This is a genomic window from Bacillus sp. FSL M7-0003 (assembly GCF_038628485.1).
GTDB classification, from domain to species: Bacteria; Bacillota; Bacilli; order Bacillales; family Bacillaceae; genus Bacillus; species Bacillus safensis.
Window position 1 is genome coordinate 564589 of record NZ_CP152024.1, and the last position, 15990, is coordinate 580578.

15 protein-coding genes, 7 tRNA genes and 1 pseudogene are annotated in these 15990 nt (G+C 40.0%); 20 read left to right on the forward strand and 3 right to left on the reverse strand.

What is annotated here, in order from left to right; genetic code table 11:
* Positions 1–65: 65 nt before the first annotated feature.
* From MHI23_RS02705 to MHI23_RS02770, 14 genes are all read left to right on the forward strand, one after another.
* A tRNA-Asn gene (locus MHI23_RS02705) sits at positions 66–140 on the forward strand.
* Between the two features lie 4 nt (positions 141–144).
* Positions 145–235 (forward strand) — tRNA-Ser (locus MHI23_RS02710).
* A gap of 9 nt (positions 236–244) precedes the next feature.
* Positions 245–316, forward strand: a tRNA-Glu gene (locus MHI23_RS02715).
* Positions 317–336: 20 nt separating this feature from the next.
* Positions 337–411 (forward strand) — tRNA-Gln (locus tag MHI23_RS02720).
* Between the two features lie 31 nt (positions 412–442).
* Positions 443–518 (forward strand) — tRNA-Lys (locus MHI23_RS02725).
* A gap of 7 nt (positions 519–525) precedes the next feature.
* A tRNA-Leu gene (locus MHI23_RS02730) sits at positions 526–608 on the forward strand.
* Positions 609–656: 48 nt separating this feature from the next.
* A tRNA-Leu gene (locus tag MHI23_RS02735) sits at positions 657–740 on the forward strand.
* Positions 741–1164: 424 nt separating this feature from the next.
* Entirely contained in the window at positions 1165–1740 is a 576-nt protein-coding gene (locus tag MHI23_RS02740) for a TetR/AcrR family transcriptional regulator (RefSeq protein ID WP_342492265.1), read from the forward strand.
* Positions 1741–1851: 111 nt separating this feature from the next.
* The gene (locus tag MHI23_RS02745) at positions 1852–2700 is read left to right on the forward strand and encodes an alpha/beta hydrolase (protein WP_087975227.1); all 849 of its coding nucleotides are present in this window, start codon (positions 1852–1854) and stop codon (positions 2698–2700) included.
* 16 nt (positions 2701–2716) lie between these two features.
* The gene (locus tag MHI23_RS02750) at positions 2717–3775 is read left to right on the forward strand and encodes an alkene reductase (RefSeq protein WP_342492266.1); all 1059 of its coding nucleotides are present in this window, start codon (positions 2717–2719) and stop codon (positions 3773–3775) included.
* A gap of 333 nt (positions 3776–4108) precedes the next feature.
* Positions 4109–4894: an SDR family oxidoreductase gene (locus tag MHI23_RS02755; RefSeq protein WP_342492267.1), complete on the forward strand. Its 786-nt coding sequence runs from the start codon at positions 4109–4111 to the stop codon at positions 4892–4894.
* A gap of 328 nt (positions 4895–5222) precedes the next feature.
* Positions 5223–5972 (forward strand): SDR family NAD(P)-dependent oxidoreductase, encoded by a 750-nt coding sequence (locus MHI23_RS02760; RefSeq protein WP_087975224.1) that lies wholly within the window; start codon positions 5223–5225, stop codon positions 5970–5972.
* A gap of 186 nt (positions 5973–6158) precedes the next feature.
* Positions 6159–7172 (forward strand): NADP-dependent oxidoreductase, encoded by a 1014-nt coding sequence (locus tag MHI23_RS02765; protein ID WP_087975223.1) that lies wholly within the window; start codon positions 6159–6161, stop codon positions 7170–7172.
* Positions 7173–7689: 517 nt separating this feature from the next.
* Positions 7690–7893, forward strand: a complete 204-nt coding sequence (locus MHI23_RS02770) for a cold-shock protein (RefSeq protein ID WP_003214229.1) — start codon at positions 7690–7692, stop codon at positions 7891–7893.
* A gap of 270 nt (positions 7894–8163) precedes the next feature.
* Here MHI23_RS02770 and MHI23_RS02775 read toward each other — a convergent pair whose 3' ends face one another.
* Both MHI23_RS02775 and MHI23_RS02780 read right to left on the reverse strand, forming a co-directional pair.
* On the reverse strand, positions 8164–8625 hold the full coding sequence (locus MHI23_RS02775; protein ID WP_087976933.1) for a CarD family transcriptional regulator: 462 nt from the start codon (positions 8623–8625) through the stop codon (positions 8164–8166).
* Between the two features lie 316 nt (positions 8626–8941).
* Complete coding sequence (locus MHI23_RS02780) at positions 8942–9991, reverse strand: NAD(P)-dependent alcohol dehydrogenase (RefSeq protein WP_342492268.1); 1050 nt, start codon at positions 9989–9991, stop codon at positions 8942–8944.
* Positions 9992–10186: 195 nt separating this feature from the next.
* Between MHI23_RS02780 and MHI23_RS02785 the strand changes: the two genes are divergently transcribed.
* Positions 10187–10588 (forward strand): MerR family transcriptional regulator, encoded by a 402-nt coding sequence (locus MHI23_RS02785; RefSeq protein ID WP_008346757.1) that lies wholly within the window; start codon positions 10187–10189, stop codon positions 10586–10588.
* A 43-nt stretch (positions 10589–10631) separates the two neighbouring features.
* Here the strand turns inward: MHI23_RS02785 and MHI23_RS02790 are convergent, their stop codons facing one another.
* Positions 10632–11360 (reverse strand): glycoside hydrolase family 16 protein, encoded by a 729-nt coding sequence (locus MHI23_RS02790; RefSeq protein ID WP_025093569.1) that lies wholly within the window; start codon positions 11358–11360, stop codon positions 10632–10634.
* 271 nt (positions 11361–11631) lie between these two features.
* Between MHI23_RS02790 and MHI23_RS02795 the strand changes: the two genes are divergently transcribed.
* From MHI23_RS02795 to MHI23_RS02815, 5 genes and pseudogenes are all read left to right on the forward strand, one after another.
* The gene (locus MHI23_RS02795; RefSeq protein ID WP_342492465.1) at positions 11632–12204 is read left to right on the forward strand and encodes a TetR/AcrR family transcriptional regulator; all 573 of its coding nucleotides are present in this window, start codon (positions 11632–11634) and stop codon (positions 12202–12204) included.
* 79 nt (positions 12205–12283) lie between these two features.
* A complete protein-coding gene (locus tag MHI23_RS02800; RefSeq protein ID WP_342492269.1) occupies positions 12284–13723 on the forward strand; it encodes a DHA2 family efflux MFS transporter permease subunit in 1440 nt (479 codons plus the stop codon).
* A 185-nt stretch (positions 13724–13908) separates the two neighbouring features.
* A complete protein-coding gene (locus MHI23_RS02805; RefSeq protein ID WP_342492270.1) occupies positions 13909–14802 on the forward strand; it encodes an alpha/beta hydrolase in 894 nt (297 codons plus the stop codon).
* Between the two features lie 102 nt (positions 14803–14904).
* A pseudogene (locus tag MHI23_RS02810) lies at positions 14905–15033 on the forward strand (MmcQ/YjbR family DNA-binding protein); the annotation flags it as partial.
* A gap of 167 nt (positions 15034–15200) precedes the next feature.
* Positions 15201–15962 (forward strand): SDR family NAD(P)-dependent oxidoreductase, encoded by a 762-nt coding sequence (locus tag MHI23_RS02815; protein ID WP_024427808.1) that lies wholly within the window; start codon positions 15201–15203, stop codon positions 15960–15962.
* The last annotated feature ends 28 nt before the right edge of the window (positions 15963–15990 follow it).

Below are 15990 nucleotides of genomic sequence, written 5' to 3' on the forward strand. Positions count from 1 at the left end.
ATGAAACACTTAAAAATTCTTGACACATTTTTCTGGCATAGATATAATGAAACATGTCTTATTATTCCGCAGTAGCTCAGTGGTAGAGCTATCGGCTGTTAACCGATCGGTCGTAGGTTCGAGTCCTACCTGCGGAGCCATAATGGAGAAGTACTCAAGTGGCTGAAGAGGCGCCCCTGCTAAGGGTGTAGGTCGCGTAAGCGGCGCGAGGGTTCAAATCCCTCCTTCTCCGCCATTTTTGTATGGCCCGTTGGTCAAGCGGTTAAGACACCGCCCTTTCACGGCGGTAACACGGGTTCGAATCCCGTACGGGTCATGTTTTGTTTTTTGATTCGTTGGGCTATAGCCAAGCGGTAAGGCAACGGACTTTGACTCCGTCATGCGTTGGTTCGAATCCAGCTAGCCCAGCCATTTTTTATATATGTTTTTCTGCATAGCAGATGAGCCATTAGCTCAGTTGGTAGAGCATCTGACTTTTAATCAGAGGGTCGAAGGTTCGAGTCCTTCATGGCTCACCATTGTCACGCGGGTGTGGCGGAATTGGCAGACGCGCTAGACTTAGGATCTAGTGTCTTTATGACGTGGGGGTTCAAGTCCCTTCACCCGCATTGTTTTTCCAAACAGTGCACTTATGAATATATGAGCACATCATACACGCGGTCGTGGCGGAATGGCAGACGCGCTAGGTTGAGGGCCTAGTGGGTGAATAACCCGTGGAGGTTCAAGTCCTCTCGGCCGCATCTCAATAATACCAAGGGTTTAACCACCTTTGGTATTATTTTTTTATGTGGAACATAAGGTCATGAGAGAAGACTTTCTCACCAAATGGTATTACTGTATCATTGATTAAAATAACTTTTTCTTGTCATAAGCACTTGCTCCAACAACAACCAGTTAAAAATACGGTTGCCAGTCCAAAATTTTTCCTTGCATTGATATTAAGTATTGGTAATAACATTTTAATTTTGATCCCGTTGGAAAAGATGTGAGATATATTTTGGTTATTATTAGTTTTCAATAATTCTTTACTTATCGTTCTAAAAAGGATATTATGTAATCGTGGTTTGGAATTCATGTGTCCATTTTAGAACGTTCATTCTATAATGGATTATGACATTTGTTTTTGTTAGTATTGGTTCATTGATTTTTTTAAGGAGAATTAAAATGGCTAGAAGTAAAGAGTTTGACGAAAAAGAAGTATTAAGAAAAGCAATGGAGTTATTCTGGGAACAAGGCTATGAAAAAACATCCATGCAAGATTTGGTGGACCATATGGGCATACACCGTAGGAGTATATATGACACATTTGGCGACAAGCGATCATTGTTTTTGGCTTCCCTTAATAACTATGAAGAACTCATCGTCAATGAGATGGAAAGCATAATCAGCAGCACTTCATCCATTAAACAGACGATACGTGATGTTTTTATTTTCGTACTGAATTCCATTAAACAATACCCAAAAGGATGTCTATCAGTAAATGCAGCCATTGAATTATCTTTGTTGGACAAAGAAATTGGACGCATCGTTACAAAAATGTTTAACCGTACTGAAGATATGTTTAATAACCTTATAAAACGGGGCCAAACTAGTGGAGAGATATCAAAAGAAATCGATTCTGATAACATATCTCGTTTCTTACACAACAATTTGGTAGGTATAAGAGTACTAATAAAAACTGATTACAGTAAAAAAGAATTAGAAGGCATCATTTCTCTAGCACTTTCAGTGTTGGACTAGCTTTCTTTTTTTATCCTATTTAGAACGATCATTCTAAAATTAGCATGAAAACAAACCATCATAATGCATACTTATAAAATTGTTTTTTAATTTCTAAGGAGGAACACAAAAATGACAAACTTTAAAATACCATCAGAATCAGAATTTATTGAAGCGGATGGAACTCGTTATGCATATAGGAAATTTGGTACACAAGATGGTATACCAGTAGTATTTCTTGTTCACTTTAGAGGAACGATGGAAAACTGGGATCCAGCCATGCTTGAACCTGTTGCGAATAAACGCCCTGTAATCTTATTTGATAATAAAGGGGTTGGTGAGACGGATGGACTAACACCTACTACAATTGCTGATATGGCAAAAGATACAGCAACATTTATAAAAGCACTTGGATTAGAACAAGTTGACATTCTTGGTTTTTCCATTGGTGGCATGGTTGCACAAGAGTTAGCTTTACAAGAAGGAGATTTAGTAAGAAAAATTATTATGGCAGGTACTTCACCTGAATCTGGTATTAATCCAAATCCAGAGATTCTTGAAAGAATGAATCGTCACGGCGGAACAGAAGAAGATGGAATAAATGATTTTATGTACTTTTTCTACGAACAAACCGAAACAAGTAAATCAGCAGGAATGGCTTCACTACAAAGAATTTTTAATCAGAAAAAAGTAAATAGTTCGGAGCAAGTAAAAGAGGCTCAATTACAAGCCATCGCAAAATGGGCTAAACAAAAATCTAATCATGATTATGAATGGTTGCAAAACATCAAACACCCTGTACTTGTCACTAATGGTGTTAATGATGTGATGGTACCGACTAAAAATAGCTATATCTTAACAGAGAAATTACCTAAAGCACAGTTGATTATATATCCTGATTCTGGTCACGGGCATTTGTTTCAATTTCCAGAACTATTTGCAGAACACGTAAATTTATTTCTTGATTCTAATTCTTATTAAAAAGGAGAGTATTCATATGAGCAGATTATTTGAAAAAGTTCGTATCGGAAACGTTGAATTAAAAAATCGTATAGCTATGGCTCCGATGACTAGAAATAGAGCTTTACCAGATGGTACGCCGAGCGATTTAGCAGCAGAGTACTATGGTCAGCGTGCTTCAGTCGGTTTAATTATAAGCGAAGGAACCCAACCTTCAGATGATGGGCAAGGTTACACGAATACACCTGGTATTTATACAGAAAATCATATTAAAGGATGGAAAAAATTAACTTCTAAAGTTCATAGTGAAGGCGGTCATATTTTTATTCAACTTATGCATGTGGGACGTATATCACACCCTGATAACACACCTCACCACCGCCAAGCAGTTGCACCGTCAGCTATTGCTCCTGGTGTAGAAATTTTCACGGCAGAAGGAATGAAAGAAGTTCCAACACCAAGAGAACTGAGTGAGCTTGAGATAAAAGATGTTATCAATGAGTTTCGTTTAGCAGCACGTTCAGCAATTGAAGCTGGTGCAGACGGAGTTGAAATTCATGGAGCGAATGGTTATCTGATCCAACAATTCCTTAGTGAAAACTCCAATCATCGTCAAGATGCATACGGTGGTACGATTGAGGGGCGTTCTCGATTCGCTATTGAAGTAGCTAAAGCAGTTGTTGAGGAAATAGGAGCGGAAAGAACAGGTATCCGTTTTTCTCCTCAAGGAACGCTGCAAGGCATTGATGAGGGGGAAAATAGCCTTGAGATGTATCGCTATTTAATAAGTGAATTAAATAAGCTTAACCTTGCATATCTGCATTTAATGCACTTTGGAAACGAGCAATTCCTAAAAGATGTGCGTCAACTTTGGGATCAAGCTCTTCTTGTTAACCGTCCAGGTCGTCCTCTAGATCAGCTTTCGTCTGATGTAGATAATAATCTTGCAGATGTTGTCACAGTAGGCACTTGGGTACTAGCAAATCCAGACTTTGCAGAACGGATTCAATCAGGTGCTCCCCTAAACGAACCTGATATAAACACGTTCTATGTAGGGGGAAAAGAAGGTTATACAGATTATCCTTTCTTAAAATAATTTAATTAATATGAATATCCCATCTAGGGATATTCATATTCTTTTTTCTTCGGTTCGTTATGAAAAGATACATGTGCGTTAAATAAAAATGTGGAGGATTGTAAAGAAAGCTTTAGCGATTGAAAATACGGTGAAAAACCAAATTTTTTAGACTTCCCTAAGCCCAAAATAAATAATGACGAGGTCTTAGGTTGAGATATATGCGGCAAGTATAAATCCTCTTGATACAAAAATTCGAATTATGGATAACCTACATCCATAGTAACAACTCGCAGTAAGAAACGCTGTAAAACGTTTTAAAGGTCTAAACTAAAAATAGAGGTGTGCTGTAAAATGAAAAAAACTGTTCTTATCACCGGGGTATCGGGTGGGATTGGCAAAGAGTTGGCGGATCGTTTCGCCAAGGGAGGATATAATTTGGTGCTGGTGGCGCGTAGCGAGGGTAAGCTTTTGGAGCTCGCGAAGGAATATCGGAAAAGATATGGCAGTCAAGCGACGGTCATCGCCAAGGATGTGGCGTCACCCGGCGTGCCGGAAGAGATTTTTGCGGAGCTCAAGGAGAAGGGGATCGTCGTCGACTATCTTGTCAATAATGCCGGCTTCGGTTTGTACGGGACGTTCTTGGAGACGCAGTTAGAACAAGAGACGAATATGATTGACGTCAATATCAAGGCTCTGACTGTTATGACGAAACTGTTCTTACCGGATATGGTCAAACGGGGCCAAGGAGGCGTGATGAATGTGGCTTCGTTGGTGGCTTTCTTCCCAGGACCTATGATGTCGGTTTACTACGCAACGAAGGCGTACGTGCTGTCGTTCACTGAGGCTTTGGAGAACGAACTGAGCGGTACAGGGGTGACTGTGACTGCACTATGTCCAGGACTTACGTCAACCGGCTTCGTTGATCGTTCGGGTATTGGTGAATCGAAGTTGTTCCAGAGTGGTCCTATCATGGAGGCCAGGCAGGTGGCTGAGGAAGGGTACCGAGGCTTCTTACGCGGCAAGACGGTCATAATACCAGGTGCTCGCAACCGATTCATGGCACTCCTTCCGCGATTGATGCCACGCAAAGTGGTGACCCGTATGGTCAGATCCACACAGCAAAGAACAGGGCATTGACCTAATTGAGGGTGACCAGGAGTGGAGCGGCAGTTGATTATGATCTGCCATCTAGCCAAGATCTTGTAATGGAATAAATCGTTTACTAAAAAAGTTACAGAGACTTTTATAAAGACAGAAACCTTCTTATTTGATCTACTGAAACATGGTCAAGAACAAGGAGAAATTTCTAAACACTATGATATCAAAGGGCTTTCTCAATTTATTCATAATTCACTTATAGGAATACGAGTATTAGTAAAAACAACAAATGATAAAAAAGAATTAGAAACCATTATCGGTTTGACTTTGTCAACCCAATCTGAAATATTTTTAAGGAGAGAATAATATGAAGTACACAGTTATTACAGGAGCAAGTTCAGGTATAGGATATGAGACAGCATTAGCATTTGCTGCTCGTGGCAAAAACTTAATTATTGTAGCTAGAAGATTAGATAAATTAGAAGAACTTAAATCAACCATTCAGAATCTAAATCCTGAATTAGATGTTATTATTCGTACAAGTGACTTATCTGTCACAGATCAGGCATATACACTGTATAACAGTTTAAAGGAGTATCAAATTGAGACTTGGATTAATAATGCTGGTCTTGGTGAAACCTCTTCTGTCATAGATCAGAATTTAGATAAAGTAGAAACCATGTTACGCGTTAATATAGAATCCTTGACAATCCTTTCTACACTATTTGTAAGAGATTATGCTGATGTAGAGGGAACTCAATTAATTAACGTATCCTCAGCACTTGGATATGTAATTGCTGTTGGCAGTGTTGCTTATTCTGCTTCTAAATATTATGTTAGTGCCTTCACCGAAGGGCTTGCAAAAGAACTTGAACTGAAAGGTGCGAAAATGAAGGCAAAAGTTTTAGCACCAGCAATGACGGAAACAGAATTCGCAAAACATGCAAATGATATGAAAGAGTTTGATTACAAAGCAAATCTCCCTATGTACCACACAGCTAAGCAAATGGCAGGTTTTATGATGGAGGTTTATGACAAAGATGAAGTGGTGGGGGTTGTAGATGAAAACTATGAATTCAATTTGAGAAAGCCGATCTATCCAATACTAGTATGGTAACATAATCGTACAGTAATGCTTAAAAATAGCATACAATTGAAAAATTCTTGACGCATGAATTGCGCTACACTGGCAGAGGTATACTGCATTCGGACGCTATGGGCTGATGAACTCTAATATCTGTTCCACCGATTGAGTGCGGGAACACCGGCTGTAATAATCTCAAGGAAGGATGCTAATGAAAAAATGAAAACACTCATGAAAGCAGCTCAGATCACCAAGTATTCAAAAAATATTCATGCCAAAGTCAATGACATTCCAATTCCAGAAATCGATGAAAACGAAGTCTTGGTAAAGGTCAAAGCTGCGGCAGTCAATCCACTCGAAATGTTAATTATTACAGGCAGCGTGAAACTGATTCAAGATTATGAATTCCCATTAACGCTTGGTAATGAATTGGCAGGAGTGATCGAAAAAGTCGGGAAAGCTGTCACAGAATTTCACGTAGGAGATGCTATTTATACACGTCTCCCTATAGAAAAGATTGGCGCCTTTGCAGAATATGCCGCAATTGACGCTGCTTCTATTGCCCTCATGCCAAAAAATTTAACCTATGTGGAAGCTGCTGCTGCACCACTTGCTGGACTCACAGCGTATCAAGGTTTACATGAAGAGCTTGAGGCACAATCCGGAGAAACTGTTTTCATTCCAGGCGGATCAGGCAGCTTTGGGCAAATGGCTGTACCAATCGCGAAAGCAATGGGCTTGCACGTCATTGTTAGCGGCAATTCAGAGGCACGCGAACGCACTTTGGAAATGGGTTCATCTCAATATTTGGATTATCGAACTGAAGACTATGTTGAATTGTTGTCGAATGTGGATTACGTGATTGATACGTTGGGACCTAAAGAATTTGACCGTGAATTGAGTATAATCAAACCGGGTGGAAGGTTGCTCTCACTTCGTACAGGTCCTAATAAACAATTCGGGAAAGATCGAAATTTCCCACGATGGAAACAAATATTATTTGCCCTTGCTGGTGCAAAGTATGACCGCAAAGCTAAGAAACAAAACGTGGAATACCGTTTTATTTTCGTTCGTTCTGACGGTGCACAACTGAAAGAGTTGGCAAAAATCATTGAAGAAAACAACATTGTTCCAGCAATTCACCCAACAATATTCACCTTAGAGAGAGTTAATGAAGCGTTAAAACTAGTTGCAAATGGACGGCCGAAAGGGAAAGTGATTGTTCGTTTTTAAAAGGGAAATGAAGTGTAAAGAATTTTGACCGTTAATTATAAAGTGAATAGATCAAAAAGCTAAGATGAATAACTCTTTGAGGTTAGACTTTGGCTTTTAAGAGTTATTCATGATTGTTTGATGCTATGCATTTGGAGTGAAGTGTCATCAGAATCACTCGCATCAAGTGCTTAGTTTAATCTATCCTTTCATAATAAGTGTCATACATTTCTTGATATTGATTTTTTAAATTGTGTATTAGATGTGGTCATTAGAGATGATGTCAATCACATTGCTTTTCATGATTGAACCACCTATTCTATATTTGAGAAAAAAGCGATCTTTAAAGGGAGAGAAGAACAAAAATCATGTGCTTTTAAATCCTAAATTGCAATTATTTCCGATTCATGCTACAATAAGAATAATTATTTTTGTTCGGCGTAAAGGATAGCATGAAGAAAGACTTTTCGTCTTGAGGATACTTTGGGCAAGGATAGTATAATACATTGTGTGGTATACGCACGAGGAGGCAACAAACATGGAACAAGGTACAGTAAAATGGTTTAACGCAGAAAAAGGTTTTGGATTTATCGAACGTGAAGAAGGCGACGATGTATTCGTACATTTCTCAGCTATCCAAGGTGACGGGTTCAAATCTTTAGACGAAGGTCAAAAAGTAACATTTGACGTAGAGCAAGGTTCTCGTGGAGCTCAAGCTGCTAACGTTCAAAAAACTGCTTAATCTTCATTCTTTTAAAACAGGTTCTCTGTAGAGAGCCTGTTTTTTTATGCTTTCACGCATTTTTTCAATAAAAAACCCTACTCAGCGTACAAGTAGGGAGATGTTACAAGGTAATCGTAAAAAAATTCATGCTTCAAAGGTTTATCAACAGTATAGCATATTGGATTTACAATATGCGGAATTTGCCTAAATAAATTCTTTTTTTAAATAAAATGAAGGGTGGACATGTTCTTAGAGAACGTGTATTCAAAAATGGTGAGGAAGAGATTCTTAACAGAAACTTTTTATTTGTTTTTCTGTAATCCCTTTGATGACTTCTAATTCACTTAGCAAAAATTCATGGGCATCATCCAGCATTTTCTTTTCACTAGCATTTAGTGCTTTCTCTTTCTTCATACGCATAAGATCACGCACAACTTCAGCACCATCTTGGATGTTCCCCGTTTTTATTTTGTTTGTATTAATTGTATGCCGTTCTTTCCACGTCAGTAATTGATCTGATTTGCCATGCTGGAAAATGTGCATCACATTCTTTAAAGCCAGTATATCTGTAACAGGTCTTATACGTGAACCTGACATTTTTCGTGTTGGAATCATGACTTTCATATGACTGATTGACATTTTAATCACATAATACTGCTGTTTTTCATCAGAAAATTCTTTTTCTTCTATTGCTTCAATTATACCTGCTCCGTGCATTGGATAAACAATGTTATCACCAATTTGAAACATATCATCCACCTCCATATATTGTATCTACTTTAAGGGTACCACACTTGGAGGTTAAATAATCAAATTTTTAATAATAACATGTTTATTTATTTGTTGTCAATAAATTTGGTTCTGAAAAAGTGGGGTTATTTTGTGGTAATTTTTTTAATTTGAACATATCCTCCGCGCTATAAGAAAAACAGGATATCCACAATTACAGCTCGGACGCCAGCCTTTATATCCGTATCCAGTCATTCAAACGTAAACAGCTGTTTATGAGGAAATCATGGTTAAAAAAAGACCAGCCATTGAGCCAGTCTTTCAAAATAGAATCCGATCACAACGTCGAAATATCAATCACAAACCGGTAACGCACATCACTTTTCAGCACTCGTTCATACGCTTCATCAACTTGATTAGCGTTGATGACTTCAATTTGTGGTGCGATGTTGTGAGCAGCTGCGAAATCGAGCATTTCTTGTGTTTCTTGGATGCCGCCAACGAGTGAACCAGCAATGCTGCGGCGGCCGGAAATTAATGAAAAGACGTGGAATTGATCCGGCTTAGGCGGTGCACCGACGTTCACCAAGGTTCCATCTACACGGAGTAAGGACAAATAGGCATCCACATTAATGTTGGCAGAGACCGTATTGAGAATAAGGTCGTACTGACCGGCTAGTGTCTGAAACGTATCAGGATCACTTGTAGCAAAATAATCTTTTGCGCCAAATGACAGGGCCTCTTCTTTTTTATTCAAAGAGCGGCTCAATACCGTCACTTCAGCACCTAGAGCGCTCGCGAATTGAATGGCGACATGACCGAGTCCGCCCATTCCGACGATAGCGACCTTTTTGTCAGGACCTGCCTTCCAGTGCTTTAATGGTGAATAAGTGGTAATGCCAGCACAGAGAAGAGGACTTGCGGCATCAAGAGGCAGTTGATCAGGAATGCTGACGACAAATCGTTCAGTCACGACAATTTTTTGACTGTAGCCGCCATAAGTCGGCTCCCCGTCATAGTCACGGCTGTTATACGTTTGGACGACCCCTTTTGTGCAATACTGCTCGTCTCCATTTTGACAATATTCACAGGTGCCGCAGGAATCCACAAAGCAGCCAACGCCTACACGGTCTCCGATCTGAAACTTCGTCACATCATCCCCTACAGCTGCAACGACCCCAGTAATCTCATGACCTGGAACCATCGGGAAAATGCCGCCGCCCCATTCATCAAAAGCGCTGTGGATATCTGAATGACAGATCCCGCTAAATTGAATATCAATTAAAATATCATGTGGACGAAGCGCTCTTCGTTCAATGGTCGTCCGTTCAAAATTCGCTTTTGCATGTGATACACTTAAAACGTTTGATTGGTGCGTCTGACACATTCTTGATCATCCTTTCAAAAATAAGATACGATTCTTTCTTCTATACTGTACGTCTTAAAGTGAACTCTAAGTCAATAGAAAACCCTCTTCAGGCTTTTAATAAAAGAATTGAGCCAAAAGCATCTTGCTTTCTTTTTCAAAATGGAGATGATGAGGAAAGGGAGATCGGAAGGTAAGAGAAAGAAGGAGAGTACAATGAAAATAGCACAAGCAGCAAAACAGCTCGATTTATCCACTGCGACACTTAGATATTACGAAAATATTGGTTTGATTAGGGAAATCAAACGTGACGATCATGGGATTCGTGATTATACAGAGGATGATCTTCAATGGATTGAATTTATCAAGTGCATGAGAAATGCAGGGCTCTCGATTGATGCGCTTAGAGAATATACAGCCTTATTTTTTGAGGATGATGATCATACGTTATCTTCGCGAAAAAACATTTTGGTCAATGAACGAGAAAGACTCGTCCAAAAACAAAAGGAAATCGAAGAGACCATTAAACGGTTGGATTTCAAAATAGAAAGTTATGAAGATATTATCCACAATCATGAGAAAAAACTCGCTCATCAGCTGAAAACTCATTCTAATTAAACGAAGAAAAACCTGTGACTTGTCACAGGTTTTTTTGATAGAGTTATCTTTTTGTGTAACGCACCCAGTTATAATGTGCGTGGAGCGGGGTAACCCCGTTGTAGGAGCCGAGCCATTCATCGACACCTGCACCATTCCACAGGTTCATCATAATTTTCCCTGGTGTTTGAGGAATTTGAGTGGTGGCGGTATGCTTTAATTGTCCATCGACATACCATTTGATAGAGTTTGGCTGCCAGTCAAATGCATACGTGTGATAAGAGTTCGCTGCATCGAAACCAAGGTTGACGATCTTTTCATGATTTCCTACACCATTGGTATAGTAGTTAAACTGTACCTTTGTCGTGTCTTTTCCTAGAAATTCAATGTCAATCTCATCCCAAGGCGTGCCATCAGTCGGTCCCGTATAAGTGAAGAAAGAAGAGACGATCCCCACATTTTTGGCTGGCTTCATGTTGACTTCATATAGCCCATAGCCGTACGTTTGAACGGAGCGGTTTTCTCCGCAGTCAAACTTGTTATAGGCGGGACTTGTAAGCGATAAACGCATTTCACCTGATGATGTCATCGACACGTTATTTGCACGCCACGTACAGTTAAACATGTTTCCATTCGAGTATCCATCGGCTTTTTGCCATAACCCCGTATTATAGTTATTAAAAGGTTCATAAAACGATCCACCCGTTTGTGCCGAGGCACCCGCTGTAAATGTGGACAAACTCAAGACTAATCCAGTGACAAGCAGCATCAACATTCGTTTCATACGGTACATATTCGCATTCTCCTCTCCTTTTATGGAAGCGCTTTCTTTATTGATCATACATGATTCTTTCAAAAGGGAAAATCGGTCTAAATAATGATAAACAGTGTGCATTATTTAATAGAATTGAAAGAAGGATCATAAGTAAAAAATAATGATTGACATTGCGGACAGTTGTCCGTAAGATAATATCGGGATAATTGTCCTAAGAAAAACCTAAAGTGTTTTGATTTAACACATAGAGAGAAGTGTCATGTGGATGAAGGTAAAGAAGGTGAGCATGGTGGAAAAAGATATTGGGGAGGAAATTGAAGAGATCGCATTCTCCTTGTTTCAAGAATTTGGTGTAGAAAATGTCAGCATGCATAAAATTGCGAAAACAGCTGGTGTTGGGCAGGGCACTTTATACCGCCGCTACGCCAATAAAAGTGATTTGTGCCTTTCTATCCTTGGGGAGAGATTTGAACAGCTGATCCCAGCTTTGCATCTTTACTTGAGCAAAATAAGTGATCAGCCGGTTCGTGAACGTTTGCGCTATGTTCTCGAAGAAATTCATCTGATCGTCGGTCACCATCTAGACTGGATTCGGATGCTCACAATCTCTGGGAATTTAGAGCAGACAAGTAAAGTATATGAGAGTCATTACAGTCAATCACTTAGACAAATCATTCGTGATTTGCTTGAGGAAGCGAGAGGAAAGGGAGAAGCAAACATACAGGATATAGAACTGACAACGTTATGTATGTCCTCTCCAATGACGCCTGAGCTCATGTTTTATATACATGAATCTGGCTATTCAATCGAAAAAATTGCTCAATTTGCTGCAGAAAAACAGATTTTATCCGTCTTTCAATAGACATGAAAGTGGCTCATTTCTGACCACCCTGACTTCCTAAGGTTCATCTAAATTGAAAAAGAAAAGGAGCCAACTTAATATGAACAAACAGAAAGCAGCAGCTTCTGAAATTCGAACGCTGCCCATTATTATTTCTTTTATCACGGCTGGATTTATTGGCCTGTTCAGTGAAACGGCATTAAACATGGCGCTGAGAAGTTTAACGTTAGACTTTGGAATTGAAGCGACGACTGCTCAGTGGCTGACAACAGGATATTTATTAACACTTGGTATTCTCGTACCGATTTCAGGACTCATTCTTCAATGGTTTACAACAAGACAGCTTTTCATTACGTCGCTCGTCTTTTCGATCATCGGAACATTTATTGCGGCGGTTGCCCCGGTCTTTAGTATTTTAATGGTAGCACGTGTCGTGCAGGCAGTCGGTACAGCATTGCTTCTGCCATTGATGTTTAATACGATTTTGGTCATCATCCCGCCTCATAAACGAGGCCGATCAATGGGGATTATTGGTCTTGTGATTATGTTTGCACCAGCTGTCGGCCCGACAGTCTCTGGTCTTATTTTGAAATCGTTGACTTGGCATTGGATTTTCTGGATTTCACTTCCTTTATTAATGGCTGCACTTGTTTTTGGTTTTATCTTTATGCAAAATATTACAGAACCAACAAGACCGAAAATCGACATTCTATCGATTGTTCTTTCAACCATTGGTTTCGGTGGAATAGTATATGGCTTTAGCAGTGCCGGTGAAGGCGGCGGCTGGAGCAGTATGCATGTCATCGTTGCAATTGTAGTTGGTGTCATAGGGATTCTTGTATTCTCCTTAAGACAGCTAAACATGAAAGAACCAATGCTGAACTTAAGCCCGTTTAAATATCCGATGTTTGTCATTGGGTTACTTCTGATTTTAGTGTGTATGATGGTGATGCTGTCTGCTATGATGATTTTGCCATTGTATCTACAAACGTCCTTGGCGCTTTCCACTTTTACAGCAGGTTTAATGCTATTGCCAGGTGGAATTATCAACGGATTGCTATCTCCAATCATGGGTGGTCTATTTGATAAGTTTGGTCCAAAATGGCTTGTCATTCCAGGTCTTGTCATTGTCGCAGCGACGATGTTTGGCTTTACGAATCTAAGTGTGAATACGTCGATTGGATTTATTGTAACTCTTCATATTACCTTAATGATCGGAATCGCGATGATCATGATGCCTGCTCAAACCAATGGATTAAATCAGCTTCCGCCAGAGCTATATCCGCATGGTACAGCGATTATGAATACTTTGCAGCAAGTGTCAGGAGCTATTGGTACTGCGATCGGTATCTCGATCCTTTCATCAGGAACTCGCAGCTTTATGGAAAATGTATCTGATCCCGCAAATCCGGTGAATCAGCTGCTCGCCTTTACAAATGGTGTCCAGCATGCATTTATCTTTGCCGTGATCATGACCGTCATTGGATTGATTATTGCTTTCTTCATTAAACGAGTGAAGGTAGAACAGCAAGTATCATAAGAGAAATGAAAAGCACTGTGGACATAGCGCCGCAGTGCTTTTTTATTTGTTCAATGGTTGTTTCAAAGAGAGAGAAAAAGGGGAGATAGGTAAAAAGTGAACAAATGAAAATTGCTGCTGATTCAGTAGGAGGAAAAGGAAACGAATGAGTAACTAAGAAATGAATAAGATAGGAGTCTGAGATCATGAACTTAGAAGAACAAATCAAAATCGCTGCTTCATTACGCCAGCCATCTGAAGATTCATTAGCGAGTCAATCGGAACTAAAGCCAGTAAATCCTCCTGATGTGAACAAAATGGAATATGACATTCCAACAAGTGCTGGCGAAACAAAGGTGTGGGTGTTTAAGCCAGTGAACACATCAAAGCAGCCGCTTCCTGTTTTTGTGAATTTACATGGTGGCGGATTTATCATGGGCAGTGCTGAAATGGATAATCCATGGTGTCCAGTCATTGCAGACCGGGCGCAATGTATCGTCGTCAATGTCGAGTATCAGCTTGCACCTGAGCACCCTTTCCCAGCCGCTCTTCATGAATGCTACGATGTACTGAAGTGGTTGTATGAACATCCTGACGAGCTTCAAATCGATCGGAATGCATTAGCCGTTGGCGGACATAGTGCAGGAGGAAATTTGGCAACGGCTGCTTGTCTATTGAATATTCAAAAAGGAAATACACTCCCAATTGTTTATCAGGTGCTTGATTATCCGCCGCTTGATCTAGCCACTGATCCAGCACAAAAGCCAGCGTTTGAAGAAGCGATTCCAGTTGAATTGGCGAGACTCTTTAATTCCTTCTATCTGCAAGGCCAAGATCCGCGCAATCCGCTCGTTTCTCCGGTTTTTGCAGATCGTTCATCCTTGGCACAAATGCCTCCAGCTCTCGTCATCACAGCAGAGAAGGATTCGCTGGCTGATGAAGCTGAGCAATATGCTGGCAAGTTAAAAGAAGCTGGGATAGACGTCACGTACAGACAATTTAAAGGCGTTCCACACGGCTTCACGCACGCCGGAGATTTAGCCATAGCTGAAGGGGCTTGGCATCTGATGGGGGATCAACTAAAGAAAGCGTTTGAATAAAAAAGCAGAGTGATTCAAAAGCACAGGAGACAATGAGCCTGTGCTTTTATTACTGTTTCTGAAAAAGAAAAGTGAATGTAAAAAGGGTCAGATATCTTTCCTCAAGGAATTATCCCTGGCTACTATATGAATAAGACTCATTGGAATTCCATTTACCTTCATGCAGACATTCCATCCTCATTTGTAGTGGAGGTAATTGAACATTCCTACCAATTGGTTTTTCAAAAATGAACAAAAAAATCTCAACATGACATCCTCCAAAATGATTCAAAAGGAAGTGACTGAGGAGCTGTATCTCAGTTAGACATAATGCCCTTTGACTCTCTTCAAAATTGACTTGAGCGAAACGCTGTCGTTATAATTTAACCAGTTAGAAGACACGAATAGGGGGATATAAAATGGGCTATACAGTCATTACAGGAGCAAGCTCAGGTATTGGATATGAGGCGGCTCTCGCCTTTGCAGCACGAGGGGAAAATCTTATATTAGCTGCACGCCGGCTTGATAAACTCCAAGAATTGAAGATGAAGATTCATGATCAATATCCCGATATCAAAGTAGTCATACAGTCAGTCGATTTAACAAACAAAGAGCAAGTGTATTCATTTTATGAATCATTATCAGATTATGAGCTGGATACGTTTATAAATAATGCAGGGTTTGGTCACTTTGGCTCTATAGGAGAACAAGATTTAAGTAAAATTGGGGACATGCTTCATCTGAATATCGAAGCATTAACGATTCTATCCACTTTATTTGTTCGTGATTATGAGCAAGTAGAGGGAGCGCAGCTCATTAACATTTCTTCACGAGCCGGTTATACAGTCGTCGGCAATGCCGTCACCTATTCAGCAACGAAGTTTTACGTGAGCGCCTTTACAGAAGGGCTGGCCCTAGAGTTGAAAGGAAAAGGAGCCAAATTACAGGCAAAAGTATTAGCGCCATCCGCGACAGAATCAGAATTTGCAAAGCGTTCATTGGATGTTGACGAATTTGAATATGAAGGCAATTTCAAGAAATATCATACATCAAAAGAAATGGCAGCTTGTATGCTTGAGCTTTATGACAGTGAAAAAACAGTCGGTATTGTGGACGGAAAGACATTCGAATTTGAATTAAAAGATCCGATCTTTTCACACGCTGGTACAGTTATGAAATAAAGATTCCATCACTGAGGTAGATATCCTC

Coding starts and splice junctions, on each gene's coding strand:
- MHI23_RS02740 (WP_342492265.1), top strand. CDS start 1,165: ATGGCTAGAAGTAAAGAGTTTGACGAAAAAGAAGTATTAAGAAAAGCA.
- MHI23_RS02745 (WP_087975227.1), top strand. CDS start 1,852: ATGACAAACTTTAAAATACCATCAGAATCAGAATTTATTGAAGCGGAT.
- MHI23_RS02750 (WP_342492266.1), top strand. CDS start 2,717: ATGAGCAGATTATTTGAAAAAGTTCGTATCGGAAACGTTGAATTAAAA.
- MHI23_RS02755 (WP_342492267.1), top strand. CDS start 4,109: ATGAAAAAAACTGTTCTTATCACCGGGGTATCGGGTGGGATTGGCAAA.
- MHI23_RS02760 (WP_087975224.1), top strand. CDS start 5,223: ATGAAGTACACAGTTATTACAGGAGCAAGTTCAGGTATAGGATATGAG.
- MHI23_RS02765 (WP_087975223.1), top strand. CDS start 6,159: ATGAAAACACTCATGAAAGCAGCTCAGATCACCAAGTATTCAAAAAAT.
- MHI23_RS02770 (WP_003214229.1), top strand. CDS start 7,690: ATGGAACAAGGTACAGTAAAATGGTTTAACGCAGAAAAAGGTTTTGGA.
- MHI23_RS02775 (WP_087976933.1), bottom strand. CDS start 8,625: ATGTTTCAAATTGGTGATAACATTGTTTATCCAATGCACGGAGCAGGT.
- MHI23_RS02780 (WP_342492268.1), bottom strand. CDS start 9,991: ATGTGTCAGACGCACCAATCAAACGTTTTAAGTGTATCACATGCAAAA.
- MHI23_RS02785 (WP_008346757.1), top strand. CDS start 10,187: ATGAAAATAGCACAAGCAGCAAAACAGCTCGATTTATCCACTGCGACA.
- MHI23_RS02790 (WP_025093569.1), bottom strand. CDS start 11,360: ATGTACCGTATGAAACGAATGTTGATGCTGCTTGTCACTGGATTAGTC.
- MHI23_RS02800 (WP_342492269.1), top strand. CDS start 12,284: ATGAACAAACAGAAAGCAGCAGCTTCTGAAATTCGAACGCTGCCCATT.
- MHI23_RS02805 (WP_342492270.1), top strand. CDS start 13,909: ATGAACTTAGAAGAACAAATCAAAATCGCTGCTTCATTACGCCAGCCA.
- MHI23_RS02815 (WP_024427808.1), top strand. CDS start 15,201: ATGGGCTATACAGTCATTACAGGAGCAAGCTCAGGTATTGGATATGAG.